This is a genomic window from Cryobacterium sp. AP23 (genome assembly GCF_054075385.1).
The window spans coordinates 3,743,134-3,756,130 of sequence record NZ_CM133415.1 but is presented as its reverse complement, the minus strand read 5'-3'; the positions used below and the strand labels follow the sequence as shown (position 1 = coordinate 3,756,130).

Sequence of the window (12,997 nt, the reverse complement as noted above, 5' to 3'; positions counted from 1 at the left end):
GTCTGTGGAGAGCGGCGTTGGGGCGGGCTAGGGGTGCCGCACGGCCGTGCCGGCGAGCACCGCGCGGTAGCCCTCCCGGTAGCCCGGGTAGCTGAAGGTGAACCCGGTCTCGAGGATGCGCCGGTTGCTGATCCGTTTGTTTCCGCCGCGGCGGCTGCCGGTCTCGACGATCTCCGGCTCCGGCAGGCCCAGCTCCCCGGCCAGGAAGGCCAGCACCTCGATGCCGGGCACGGGCGTCGAGTCGACGCCGAGGTAGAGCGGCTCGGGGGCCGGCTCCCGCAGCATCAGGTGCACGATCATGGCGGCGGCGTCGTCGCGGTGGATCCGGTTCGTGAGCCGTGCGCGGGCGGCGAGGGTCGCCCGCCCCTCGCGCACCTGGCTGATCAGGCGTTCCCGGCCGGGGCCGTAGATGCCGCCCAACCGCAGCACCACGGCGGTGGGGATGCGGCTCCGCAGCAACTCCTCCGCCTCCAACAGGATCGAGTCGGTGCCGGGACCGGGGGTGGCCGGGGTTTCTTCGTCGACCGTGCTGCCGTCGTCGATGTCGTAGACCGCGGTGGAGGACACCATCAGGAACCGGCGTGGGGCGACCCCGGCGTCGTCGAGGGCGTCGAGCAGGTTGCCCAGGCCGGTCACGTACGCGGCGCGGTAGACCTCGGGGTCGGGGTTGCCCGCGGCGATGGCCACGATGACGGTGTCGGTGTCCGGCGGCACCGCCGGCTTCGCCGTGGCGAGGTCGACGGATTGCCCGGCGATGCCGGCCGGGAGCAGCCCGGCCCGGCGGCGCAGGCCCACCACGTGAAGGCCGCTCGCGGCCAGTCGCAGTCCCACTTCGGTGCCGAGGTCGCCGCATCCGGCAATCAGTACAGTCATCCTCCCAGTATGGGTTCCGCGCTGGGTTCGACGTGCCGCTCCGGGGTGCCGTTGTAGTACGACAGCGGCCGAATCAGTGCGTTCGCGGCCAGTTGCTCCATGATGTGCGCCGTCCAGCCGGTCACCCGGGCGGCGACGAAGATTGGGGTGAAGGTGCCGGTGTCGAACCCGATCAGGTGGTACGCCGGGCCCGACGGGTAGTCCAGGTTCGGTTGGATGCCGGTGCGGGCGTTCATGCCGGCGGCCAGCGCCTCGTACAGCTCGAGCAGGTCGGGCCGGTCGTAGTGGTCGATCAGGGTGAGCAGCGCCGCGTGCATGGTGGGCACCCGGGAGTCGCCGTGCTTGTAGACCCGGTGGCCGAAGCCCATCACCTTGCGCTTGTGCGACAGGGTGTCGTCGAGCCAGCGTTCGGCGCGCTCCCCCGACCCCTCGCCCAGGCCGATCTCACTGAAGATGTGCATCACGGCCTCGTTGGCGCCGCCGTGCAGCGGGCCCTTGAGCGCGCCGACGGCCCCGGTCACGGCGGAGTACAGGTCGGAGAGGGTGGAGGTGATCACCCGGGCGGTGAACGTCGACGCGTTGAAGGAGTGCTCGGCATACATGATCATCGACACGTCGAACGCATCCACCACCTCGAGTTCCGGCACCTCCCCGAAGGTCATGTAGAGGAAGTTCGCCGAGTAGCCCAGGTCGTCCCGAGGTTCGACGAGTTCGAGGCCGTGCCGGCGGCGCTGGTCGTACGCCACGATGGCGGGCAGCTGGGCGAACAGGCGCAGCGACTTGGCCAGGTTGGCCTCCACCGACGAGTCGGGGGTGGTGAGGTCGTTGGCGCCGATCACGCTCACCGCCGTGCGCAGCACATCCATCGGGTCGGCGGAGGTGGGGATCTCGTCGATCACCCGGCGCACCGAGTGGTCCAGGCGGCGGAGCGCACGTTCGGCGACTTCGAACTCGGCCAGCTCGGCGTCGCCGGGCAGTTCACCGTGCCAGAGCAGGTACGCGACCTCTTCGAAGCTCTTCTGCTTGGCCAGCTCCTGCACCGGGTAGCCGCGGTAGAGCAGTGAGTTGGAGTCCGGGTTGACCCGGGAGACGGCCGTCGAGTCGGCAACCACCCCGGCCAGGCCGCGGTGGATCTCCGGGACGGCCGCTGGTGTTTCCGCGGTCGTGGGGGTGGGCTGATTGATGGTCATTTCGCTCCTTTGCGTCCTGAAATCCGGCCGTGCTGGTCGTGCTGTGGTGGTGCCGTGGTGGTGCTGGGCTAGCCTTCGTGACCGCTCAGAGTGAAGTTGAAAATCCCCGAATCGAAGCGATTGTAAGCCTCGTAGTCCAGCAGCGAATAGAGTTCCGCGCGGGTTTGCATCTCCGGCAACCGACCGGTCAGTGTGCCCTCGGCCACGATGGTGTCCAGGCCCCGTTCGGCGGCGCCCATCGCAAGCCGCAGCAGCGAGACGGGGAAGATGACGAGGTTGATGCCCACGTCGGCGAGCTGCTGCACCCGGAAGAGTTCGCTCTTGCCGAATTCGGTCATGTTGGCCAGGATCGGCACGTCCACTGCCGAGCGGATCGCCTCGAACTCGGCCAGGGTGCCCATGGCCTCGGGGAAGATCGCGTCGGCGCCGGCATCCACCAGCGCCTTGGCCCGGTCGATCGCCGCGGCCAGGCCGTCGACGGCGCGGATGTCGGTGCGGGCCATCACGAGCAGGTTCGGGTCCCGGCGCGCGTCGACGGCGGCGCGGATGCGCTTGAGCGCGGTGTCGGTGTCGACCACCTGCTTGCCGTCGAGGTGCCCGCAGCGCTTCGGGTTGACCTGGTCCTCGATGTGCAAGCCGGCCACGCCGGCATCCTCGAGGGTCTGCACGGTGCGGGCCACGTTCATCGGTTCGCCGAAGCCGGTGTCCGCGTCGACGAGGGTGGGCAGGTCGGTCATGCGGGAGATCTGCTGGCTGCGGCCGGCCACCTCGGTGAGGGTGGTCAGTCCGATGTCGGGCAGGCCGAGGTCGGCGGCGAGCACGGCGCCCGAGATGTAGACGCCCTCGAAGCCCTTCTGTTGGATCATCTTGGCGCTGAGCGGGTTGAACGCGCCGGGGAAGCGCAGCAGGCCGCCGCCGGCGAGGCCGGCGCGCAACTGCTCGCGCTTGGCGGCGGGGGTGAGCGTGGAGTAGAGCATCAGAAGATTCCGTTCAGGCTGGGCAGGGTGTCGAGGGCGCCGGGCCGGGCCACCAGGGTGAGGGCGCCGAGTTCGGTGCCGGTGAGCTCCGGCAGGCGCTGGGCGAGGTCGAGGAAACGCTCGATCTCGGAGGCCTCCAGGACATCGGCGGCGAGTAGCCGGAACTTGGTGACGTAGTCGGCGCGCACGAAGGGGCGGGCGCCGAGCGGATGCGCATCCGCGACGGCCAGCTCATCGACCAAGGTGGCGCCGTCGGCGAGGACGATCTCCACCCGGCCGCCGAAGGCCTTCTCGGCCGGGTCGCTGGAGTGGTAGCGGCGGGTCCATTCGGCGTCTTCGCTGGTGGTGACGGTGTTCCACAGCGCCACGGTGTCGGCCCGGCCGGCCCGTTCGGGCAGGTAGGAGTCGACGTGGTGCCAGGCGCCGTCCTGCAGCGCGACGGTGAAGATGTACGGCACGGAGTGGTCCAGGGTTTCCCGGCTGGCCCGCGGGTCGTACTTCTGCGGGTCGTTCGCGCCGGAGCCGATCACGTTGTGGGTGTGGTGTGAGGTGTGGATGACGATGCTGCGGATGGCGCCCGGTGTGAGGATCTCCGGGTGTTCGCGGTGCAGCTTCCGGGCCAGGTCGATGAGTGCCTGGGCCTGGTATTCGGCGGAGTGTTCCTTGGTGAAGCTGTCCAGGATCGACCGCTTGGACTCGCCGGCGGCCGGCAGCGCCACGTCGTAGCCGGCATCCGGCCCGTCGAGCAGCCACGCGATGACACCGTCCTCGCCCTCGTAGATCGGGGTGGGGCTGGTCTGGCCGCGCATCGCCCGGTCCACGGCTTCCACGGCCATCTTGCCGGCGAAGGCCGGCGCGAACGCCTTCCAGCTGGAGATCTCGCCCTTGCGGGACTGCCGGGTGGCGGTGGTGGTGTGCAGGGCCTGGCCGACGGCCTGGAAGATCGTCTCAGGGGGCAGGCCCAGGAGGGTGCCGATGCCGGCCGCGGCCGACGGGCCGAGGTGCGCGACGTGGTCGATCTTGTGCTTGTGCAGGCTGATCGAGCGGGCCAGGTCGATCTGCACCTCGTAGCCGGTGTTGATGCCGCGCAGCAGCTCGGCGCCGGTGAGGCCGCGCGCGGCGGCGAGGTGCTGGGCGACGGCAACCAGCGGCGGGATGTTGTCGCCGGGGTGCGAGTACTCGGCGGCGAGGAAGGTGTCGTGGTAGTCGAGCTCCCGCACCGCGACGCCGTTGGCCCAGGCCGCCCACTCCGGGGAGACCCGCACGTCGCCGGCCGGGCCGAAGACCGTGGCGCCGGTGCCGCCGGTGGAGCGGGGATGCGCCAGCGCCTGCGACCGCGCCGCCGCGACGGGGTCGCGGGTCAGGGACGCCGCGGCGACGGCCGCGTTGTCGATCACCCGGTTGATGATCATCTCGGTGACGTCGTCGTCGACCGGGACCGGGTCGGCCGCGCACGCGGCGATCTTCCAGGCCAGCTGCTCGGTGCGGGCGGGGCTGTCGTCGCTTCGGTGCACGCGCACGTGGGTGGTCTGCACGGGTGGTCCTTTCGGTCGTCGGTCGTCGGTCGTAGGTCGGGCGGGTCAGGTCGTTTCGGTGCCGCCGAGCACGGCGAGCACGCTCGCCAGGCTGAGGTGCAGGTGCACGTGGGTGGCGTGCGCGGCGAGCGCCGCATCCCCGTCGATGATCGCGTCGAGGATCAACAGGTGCTCGGCGGCCGCGGCCCGCAGCCGTTCCGGGTTGCCCCTGGCGACCCGGCGGATGCGGGCCAGGTGGGTGCGCACGGTGTCGAGGGCGCCCACGAGGAAGACGTTGTCGACGGCGGTGTCGATGGCTGCGTCGAACTCGTCGATGAGCGCGTAGTAGCGGTGGATGCCGTCCTCGCCGGCGTCCAGCAGGGCCGGCGCCGCGACGAACCGTTCGCGCAGGTTCCCGAACGCGGACCGGTCGGTCCGCCGGGCGGCGAGGGTCGCGGCGCGTTCCTCGAGGGCCTCGCGCAGCTCGTACAGGTCGTTGATGGACTCGAGGGACATCTCGGTGACCGAGAAGCCGCGGCCGCTGCGGCCGGCGACGAGGCCGTCCGCCACGAGGCGGGCCACGGCCGAGCGCAGCGGGGTGCGGGAGACGCCGAGCCGGGCGGCCTGCTCCACCTCGAGCAGCACCGTTCCGGCCGGCAGGATCCCGTCCAGGATCTCGTCGCGGAGCACCCGGTAGGCCCGGTCACTGGCCCGCTCCGGTGCGGCGCTGACGGTCTCTGTATACACAAGCGCATCCTATTCCCCTTTCCACCCCCATGTGCAAGACTGACGGCACCTTGTGTATACATGAGAGCTTCAATGGAGAGGTTCGCACCATGATCCAACGCACTGGAACCACGCGCACCGCCCTGCAGCCCGACACGCTCTACCGCGATGTCTGGCGGCACAGTATCGACGAGCGCGAAGACTTCTGGCTCGGCGCCGCCCGCGCCATCGACTGGGTGAACCCCCCGAGCACGGCGCTGACGACGCGCTCGGCCACCGACTACAGCTGGTTCGCCGACGGCACCCTCAACACCAGTTTCAACGCCCTCGACCGGCACGTCCTCGCGGGCCGCGGTGACCACACGGCGTTGATCTACGACTCCGCGATGACCGGCACCCGCCTGCGGCTGAGCTACCGCGAACTGCTGGAGCGGGTCGCCCGCTTCGCCGGGGTGTTGCGCGCCAACGGGGTGGGCCGGGGCGACCGGGTCATCGTCTACCTGCCGATGATCCCCGAGGCCGTCGTGGCCATGCTCGCCTGCGCCCGCCTCGGCGCCGTGCACTCGGTGGTGTTCGGCGGTTTCGCGGCCAACGAGCTCGCCGTGCGCATTGACGACGCCCGGCCCACGGTGATCGTCACGGCCTCCGGCGGGCTGGAGCCTGGCAAGGTGGTGCCGTACCTGCCACTGGTGCAGAAGGCCCTCGAGCTGAGCGCCGGCTCGGTGCACACCGTGATCGTGCGGGACCGCGCCACCATCGACGGCTCCGCTGCGGACTACGCCGGCGACACTGCCGTGCGCTGGCTGGACTGGGCGGCCGAGGAAGCCGCCGCCACCCCGGCGGACCCGGTGCCGGTGCAGAGCGGCGACCCGCTCTACATCCTCTACACCTCCGGCACCACCGGGAACCCGAAGGGCATCATCCGCGACAACGGCGGCCACGCCGTCGCGCTGACCTGGTCGATGCGGGGCATCTACGACATCGGCCCCGACGACGTGTTCTGGGCTGCGTCGGACGTCGGCTGGGTGGTCGGCCATTCCTACATCGTGTACGCGCCGCTGCTGGCCGGTGCCACCACGATCATCTACGAAGGCAAACCGATCGGCACCCCGGATGCCGGCGCGTTCTGGCGGGTCGTGGCGGACTACAAGGTGAATGTGCTGTTCACCGCGCCCACGGCCATCCGCGCCATCCGCCGCATCGACCCCGACCTGGCCGAGCTGGCCCGTTACGACGTGTCCAGCCTCACCGCCCTGTTCCTGGCCGGGGAACGGCTCGACCCGGAGACCTTCCACTGGGTCAACGACGGCCTGCACTGCCCGGTCGTGGACCACTGGTGGCAGACCGAGACCGGCTGGGCCATCTGCGCCAACCCGCGCGGCATCCAGGAGCTGCCCACCAAACCCGGCTCCACTGCAGTGCCGGTGCCCGGGTACGACATCGCCATCCTCGACTCGAAGGGCGAACCGGTCACCAAGCCGGGCAAGGACGGCAACATCGCGATCCGGCTGCCGCTGCCACCGGGCTCGCTGCTGGGCATCTGGGGCGGCGCGGACCGGTTCGCCAGCGCCTACCTGACCGCCTTCCCCGGCTACTACGCCACCGGCGACTCCGGGCACCTGGACGCGGACGGCTACCTCTACGTGATGGGCCGCACCGACGATGTGATCAACGTCGCCGGCCACCGGCTCTCCACCGGGTCCCTCGAGGAGGTGCTCACCCGGCATCCGGCCGTGGCGGAGTGCGCGGTGCTCGGTGTGCGCGACGCGCTCAAGGGCCAGCGGGCGGCCGGTTTCGTCACCCTCAAGGCGGGTGTCGTGGTGGACCATGACGTGCTCACGGCCGAGCTGGTCAACCTGGTGCGCGAGCACATCGGGCCGGTGGCGGCGTTTCGCGACGTGACCATCCTGGAGCGGTTGCCCAAGACCCGCTCCGGCAAGATCCTGCGGAAGACCATCCGCCAGATCGTCGACGGCGACCCGTACAAGGTGCCGCCCACCATTGAGGACCCCACCGTGCTCGACACCCTCACCCGAGCGGTCCACCCGTCCCCCGCCGTCCCCGCAGTCCCTCCAGTCCCCGACTAACTGTTCCCCGTGCGGACAAATGCACCCGGCACACCGGGTGCATTTGTCCGCATCGGGAACAGTTACGGCCGAACCACCCCACATCACCGGAGCAAAGGAGCCCCTATGAAGGAATCGCTGAGAGACGCCAGGCCGGCCGGAGGGATCGACTATGTCGAATTCGAGAACTCCGAACGCTTCATCAACCTGCAACGGAGGCGCCGGCGGTTCGTGATCCCCCTGGCCGTGTTCTTCCTGGTCTGGTACTTCGGCTTCGTGCTCGTCGCCGCCTACCTGCCCGACGTGATGGCCTACAAGGTCTCCGGCAGCATCAACCTGGGCCTGGTCCTCGGGCTCGGCCAGTTCGTCACCACCTTCGCCATCACCATCTGGTACGTCGCGTTCTCCAACCGGGTGCTCGACCCGCTCGGCGCCGAGCTGCGCGCCGAGCTCGAAGCGAAGGCCGCCGCGTGAGCGCCCTGGGCGTGACCGCGGTCGCCGCGGCGGCCGAACAGGCCGAGACCAACCCGGTGCTGAACATTTCGATCTTCCTGGCCTTCGTGGCCGTCACCCTGGTGATCGTGATCCGGGCGGGCCGCAACAACCGCACCGCTTCCGACTACTACACCGGCGGGCGATCCTTCACCGGGCCGCAGAACGGCTTCGCGATCGCCGGCGACTACCTGTCGGCGGCGTCGTTCCTCGGCATCGTCGGCGCGATCGCCGTGAACGGCTACGACGGCTTCCTCTACTCCATCGGGTTCCTGGTGGCCTGGCTGGTGGCCCTGCTCCTGGTGGCCGAGCTGATGCGCAACACCGGCAAGTTCACGATGGCGGATGTGCTCTCCTTCCGGCTGGCACAACGGCCGGTGCGGGTGGCCGCGGCCACCACCACCCTGGCGGTGTGCTTCTTCTACCTGCTCGCCCAGATGGCCGGCGCCGGCGGCCTGGTGTCGCTGCTGCTGGGCATCAACGACAAGCTCGGCCAGTCCATCGTCGTCACCGTGGTGGGCGGCCTGATGATCCTCTACGTGCTGATCGGCGGGATGAAGGGCACCACCTGGGTGCAGATCGTCAAAGCGTTCCTGCTCATCATCGGCGCCGGCGCCATGACGGTGTGGGTGCTGGTGATCAACGGCTTCAACCTGTCCACCCTGCTCGACGCCGCCGTCGCGAACTCCGCGGCCACCCCGGCCGACGCCATCCTGGCCCCCGGGCTGCAGTACGGCGGCAACCCGCTGGACTTCATCTCGCTGGCGATCGCCCTGGTGCTCGGCACCGCAGGCCTGCCGCACGTGCTGATGCGTTTCTACACCGTGCCCAGCGCACGCGAGGCCCGGCGTTCGGTGGTGTGGGCGATCTTCCTGATCGGCGCGTTCTACCTGTTCACCCTGGTGCTCGGCTTCGGCGCCGCGTCCCTGGTCGGCGCCGACACCATCCTCGCCTCCCCTGGCGGCGTCAACTCGGCCGCCCCGCTGCTCTCCCTTGCGCTGGGCGGGCCGCTGCTGCTCGGCCTGATCTCCGCGATCGCGTTCGCGACCATCCTCGCGGTCGTGGCCGGTCTCACCATCACGGCGGCCACCTCGTTCGCGCACGACATCTACGCCAGCGTGATCAAGAAGGGCAAGGGCGACCCCGACGGTGAAGTCAAGATCGCCCGGCGCACCGTCGTGGTGATCGGCATCCTCGCCATCGCCGGCGGCATCGGCGTGCAGGGGCAGAACATCGCGTTCCTGGTGGCGCTGGCCTTCGCCGTCGCGGCGAGCGCCAACCTGCCCACCATCCTGTACTCGCTGTTCTGGCGCGGCTTCACCACCCGCGGCGCCCTGTGGAGCATGTACGGCGGCCTGGGTTCGGCGATCCTGCTGATCGTGTTCTCGCCGGTGTTCTCCGGCACGCCCACCTCGATGTTCGGCGAGGGCGTGGACTTCGCGCTCTACCCCCTGAACAACCCGGGCATCGTCTCGATCCCGCTGGGCTTCCTGCTCGGTTGGCTCGGCTCGGTCACCAGCACCCGCAAGGAGGACCCGAAGCTGGCCGCCGAGATGGCGGTGCGCTCCCTCACCGGGTTCGGCGCCGAGAAGGCGAGCGAGCACTAACCGTCACCAACTGTTCCCCGTGCGGACAATTGCACCCGGTGTGCCGGGACCAGTTGTCCGCACGGGGAACAGTTGCGGGTGGGGAACCCTAGGCGCGCGGGACCAGGGGGCCGCGGGCGACCAGGGTGGTGGAGGCCTGGGCGACGGGCTTGACCACGACGAGGTCGAGGTTCACGTGCGCCGGCAGTTCGACGGCGGCCACGATGGTGGCGGCCACATCCTCCGCCACGAGCGGGTGCACCACGTTGGTGTAGGCGGCGGCGGCCTTCTCGGGGTCGCCGCCGAACCGCACCAGGCCGAATTCGTCGGTCTGCACCATGCCGGGGGCGATCTCGATCACCCGGATCGGTTCGCCGCTGAGCTCCAGGCGCAGCACCTCGGTGAGGGCGTGCGCGGCGAACTTGGCGGCGTTGTAGCCGCCGCCACCGATGTAGGCGGTGTGCCCGGCGGTGGAGGTGATGTTGACGATGTCGGCGGATGCGGCGGCTCCTTCGGCTGCGCCATCCGTCTCAGCGGCAATCGAGGCGCGCAGCAGCGGCAGCAGGGCGCTCGTGACCCGCTTCAACGCGAGCACGTTGATCTCGTACATCCAGGCCCAGTCCTCGACCGACCCGGCCTCCACCGAGTCGAGCCCCTTGGCCCCGCCGGCGTTGTTCACCAGGGCGTTCACCGGGCCCGTCGCGGCCAGGTACTCACGCAACGCATCCACGTCGGCCTGCACGGTGAGGTCCGCGGCGAACACATCCGACCCGGTCTCCGCGGCGACGGTGGCGAGCCGGTCGGCCCGGCGGGCGACGCCCACCACATCCCATCCGTGCTCGCGGAACAGGCGCACGGTGGCCGCTCCGATTCCTGAACTAGCTCCGGTGACGACGACTCTCTTTTTGCCCATTGGCCTATTCTGCCCGGAGAATGGACCTGATGAGTTCGCCGACTGACGCACCCCACAAGCACAAGCGCCGGGTTCCCCTGTGGGACAACGCCCGCTGGATCGCCATCACGCTGATGGTGATCGGTCACGCGATCCTCAAACTGATCGGGGAGTCGGACACCGCCTACGGCGTCTACCTCTTCATCTATGCCTTTCATGTTCCGGTGTTCGTCGCTGTCAGCGGGTACTTCGCCAAGTCGGGCCCGCCGGGGCCCCGGCAGATGCACCGGTTGATCACCGACGTCGTCTTCCCCTACCTGATCTTCGAGACCATCTGGACCCTGATCGTCTGGGCGCTCGGCGGCGACTTGCAGGTCGACTACTCCAGTCCCTCCTGGACGCTGTGGTTCCTGATCGCCCTGGCCATCTGGCGGGTGGCGCTGCCGTACCTGGTGCTGATGCGCTACCCGCTGCTGATCAGCATCGCCATCTCGGTGGGCGCCGGTTACGTCGGCGACATCGACAGCACCTTCTCGCTGTCGCGCACGCTCGGGCTGCTGCCGTTCTTCGTGTTCGGCTGGAAGTTGCGCCAGTGGCCGTTGACCGCCAGCTGGATGCACCTGTCCCCCGCCGCGGTGTGGCGCTGGCGTGCCGGCGCTATCGCCCTCTTCGGCGGCCTGGCACTGGCCATCGCCGCCAACATCGTCGGCGTGCGGGATCTCCGGCTCCGCAGCTTCACCCTCTACGACGAGGCCTACTGGCAGTTCGGTTACGACCAGTTCTGGGCCGGCGTCATCCGGCTGGGCCTGATGCTGGCGTCGTTCCTGTTCATCATGGCCTTCCTCATGCTGATGCCGCGCCGCGCCACCTGGTTCACTCCACTCGGCGCCGCCACCATGTACATCTACCTGCTGCACACCTTCCTGCTCTACCCGCTCCGCGAGACCGGGGTGCTCGAGGGACCGCAGCCGGCCTGGGTACTGCCGGCGATCATCCTGTTGGCCATCGCGATCTCGGTGCTTTTGTCGCTGCCGGTGGTGAGGCGGATCTTCCGTCCGCTGGTGGAACCAAGGCTGCGCTGGCTGTTCCGGCAGGAACCATCCACCCACACCGGCACCATCGTGCTGCCGCACGGGCCCGGGAAGCCCTGACCCGACCGGCCCGACCGCCGGCCGCGGCCGGCAGATGACGTCGTGTTTCGGGGGCCGTTGTCGCACGTCGCCGTCCTGCCTATTCTTGCTGCAGAGAGGCGGAGCGGCCAGCTCCGCGACACCCGCTCGGGGTTGCCACCCCGACCACGACGAGGGAGACCGACCGATGAGCGATTCCGCAGACTGGAAGTTCGAAACCAAGCAGGTCCACTCCGGGGCCAGCCCGGACCCGACCACGCACGCGCGGGCCACGCCGATCTACCAGACCACCTCCTACGTCTTCGAGAGCGCCGAGCACGCCCAGAAGCTGTTCGCGCTGGCCGAGTTCGGCAACATCTACACCCGCATCATGAACCCGACCCAGGCCGTGGTCGAGGAGCGCGTCGCCGCCCTCGAGGGCGGCACCGGCGCCCTGCTCGTGGCCAGCGGCCAGGCGGCGTCGACCTTCGCGGTGCTCAACATCGCCCAGGCCGGCGACCACATCGTGTCGTCCAGTTCCATCTACGGCGGCACCTACAACCTGTTCAAGTACACGCTGAAGAAGCTCGGCATCGAAACCACCTTCGTCGAAGACCAGGATGATGCCGCCGAGTGGGCCCGCGCGGTGCGGCCGAACACGAAGCTGTTCTTCGCCGAGACCATCGGCAACCCCAAGATCAACATCCTCGACATCGCGCTCGTCGCCGAGGTCGCGCACACCAACGGGGTGCCGTTGATCGTGGACAACACCATCGCGACGCCCTACCTGCTGCGCCCGTTCGAGCACGGCGCCGACATCGTCGTGCACTCGGCCACCAAGTTCCTCGGCGGCCACGGCACCATCATCGGCGGTGTCGTCGTCGACGGCGGCCTGTTCGAGTGGTCCGCCAACGTGGAGAAGTTCCCCGGGCTGACCGAACCCGACCCGTCGTACCACGGCGCCAGCTACACCACCGCGGTGGGCGACGGCCTCGCGTTCATCATCAAGGCCCGCGTGCAACTGCTGCGCGACCTCGGCTCCTCGATCGCCCCGGCGAGTGCGTGGCAGCTCATCCAGGGCATCGAGACGCTCAGCCTGCGCATCGAACGGCACGTGAGCAACGCCCAGCAGATTGCCGAGTTCCTCGAGAACCACCCGGACATCGCGTCGGTCAACTACGCCGGCCTGCCGTCGAGCCCCTGGTACGCCGCGGCCAACAAGTACCTGCCGTTGGGCGTTGGCGCGGTGCTCTCGTTCGAGCTCAAGGGCGGGGTGGATGCCGGCCGTGCGCTGGTGGACAACCTCGAACTGTTCAGCCACCTGGCCAACATCGGCGACGTGCGCTCCCTGGTGATCCACCCGGCCTCGACCACGCACGCCCAGCTCTCCCCGGAGCAGCAGCTCACGGCGGGCGTGACGCCGGGACTGGTGCGGCTGTCGGTGGGTATCGAGAACGTCGCCGACCTGCAGGCCGACCTCGAGAACGGACTGGCCGCGGCCCGCGCCGTGGTCCTGGACTCCCGCGCGAACGCCTGACCGTCCCGTCAGGTTCCGCGAGAGCGGCGAAACGG

At 69.5% G+C, this 12,997-nt stretch carries 11 protein-coding genes; 5 read left to right on the top strand and 6 right to left on the bottom strand.

Annotated features, from left to right (window positions below):
* Nucleotides 1–27 precede the first annotated feature (27 nt).
* The 5 genes from ACU5E9_RS17695 to ACU5E9_RS17675 form a co-directional block, all read right to left on the bottom strand.
* Entirely contained in the window at nucleotides 28–873 is an 846-nt protein-coding gene (locus ACU5E9_RS17695; RefSeq protein WP_456811200.1) for an NAD-dependent epimerase/dehydratase family protein, read from the bottom strand.
* Nucleotides 870–2,063 (bottom strand): bifunctional 2-methylcitrate synthase/citrate synthase, encoded by a 1,194-nt coding sequence (locus tag ACU5E9_RS17690; protein ID WP_456811199.1) that lies wholly within the window; start codon nucleotides 2,061–2,063, stop codon nucleotides 870–872. The genes ACU5E9_RS17695 and ACU5E9_RS17690 overlap by 4 nt, the downstream gene beginning before the upstream one ends.
* Before the next feature lie 68 nt (nucleotides 2,064–2,131).
* Nucleotides 2,132–3,040, bottom strand: a complete 909-nt coding sequence (gene prpB, locus ACU5E9_RS17685) for a methylisocitrate lyase (protein ID WP_456811198.1) — start codon at nucleotides 3,038–3,040, stop codon at nucleotides 2,132–2,134.
* The gene (locus ACU5E9_RS17680; protein WP_456811197.1) at nucleotides 3,040–4,575 is read right to left on the bottom strand and encodes an MmgE/PrpD family protein; all 1,536 of its coding nucleotides are present in this window, start codon (nucleotides 4,573–4,575) and stop codon (nucleotides 3,040–3,042) included. Before ACU5E9_RS17680 ends, prpB begins: the two co-directional genes overlap by 1 nt.
* A 45-nt stretch (nucleotides 4,576–4,620) precedes the next feature.
* The gene (locus ACU5E9_RS17675) at nucleotides 4,621–5,301 is read right to left on the bottom strand and encodes a GntR family transcriptional regulator (protein WP_456811196.1); all 681 of its coding nucleotides are present in this window, start codon (nucleotides 5,299–5,301) and stop codon (nucleotides 4,621–4,623) included.
* An 89-nt stretch (nucleotides 5,302–5,390) separates the two neighbouring features.
* Here ACU5E9_RS17675 and ACU5E9_RS17670 point away from each other — a divergent pair, with 89 nt between their 5' ends.
* From ACU5E9_RS17670 to ACU5E9_RS17660, 3 genes are all read left to right on the top strand, one after another.
* Complete coding sequence (locus ACU5E9_RS17670; RefSeq protein WP_456811195.1) at nucleotides 5,391–7,367, top strand: AMP-binding protein; 1,977 nt, start codon at nucleotides 5,391–5,393, stop codon at nucleotides 7,365–7,367.
* 105 nt (nucleotides 7,368–7,472) lie between these two features.
* Nucleotides 7,473–7,820, top strand: coding sequence for a DUF485 domain-containing protein (locus tag ACU5E9_RS17665; protein WP_456811194.1), 348 nt, complete (start codon nucleotides 7,473–7,475; stop codon nucleotides 7,818–7,820).
* Nucleotides 7,817–9,445, top strand: coding sequence for a solute symporter family protein (locus tag ACU5E9_RS17660; protein ID WP_456811193.1), 1,629 nt, complete (start codon nucleotides 7,817–7,819; stop codon nucleotides 9,443–9,445). Before ACU5E9_RS17665 ends, ACU5E9_RS17660 begins: the two co-directional genes overlap by 4 nt.
* Nucleotides 9,446–9,533: 88 nt before the next feature.
* Here the strand turns inward: ACU5E9_RS17660 and ACU5E9_RS17655 are convergent, their stop codons facing one another.
* On the bottom strand, nucleotides 9,534–10,337 hold the full coding sequence (locus tag ACU5E9_RS17655; RefSeq protein WP_456811192.1) for an SDR family NAD(P)-dependent oxidoreductase: 804 nt from the start codon (nucleotides 10,335–10,337) through the stop codon (nucleotides 9,534–9,536).
* A gap of 29 nt (nucleotides 10,338–10,366) precedes the next feature.
* Between ACU5E9_RS17655 and ACU5E9_RS17650 the strand changes: the two genes are divergently transcribed.
* Both ACU5E9_RS17650 and ACU5E9_RS17645 read left to right on the top strand, forming a co-directional pair.
* Nucleotides 10,367–11,467, top strand: coding sequence for an acyltransferase family protein (locus tag ACU5E9_RS17650; protein WP_456811191.1), 1,101 nt, complete (start codon nucleotides 10,367–10,369; stop codon nucleotides 11,465–11,467).
* 166 nt (nucleotides 11,468–11,633) lie between these two features.
* Complete coding sequence (locus ACU5E9_RS17645) at nucleotides 11,634–12,962, top strand: bifunctional o-acetylhomoserine/o-acetylserine sulfhydrylase (protein ID WP_456811190.1); 1,329 nt, start codon at nucleotides 11,634–11,636, stop codon at nucleotides 12,960–12,962.
* Nucleotides 12,963–12,997: the final 35 nt, after the last annotated feature.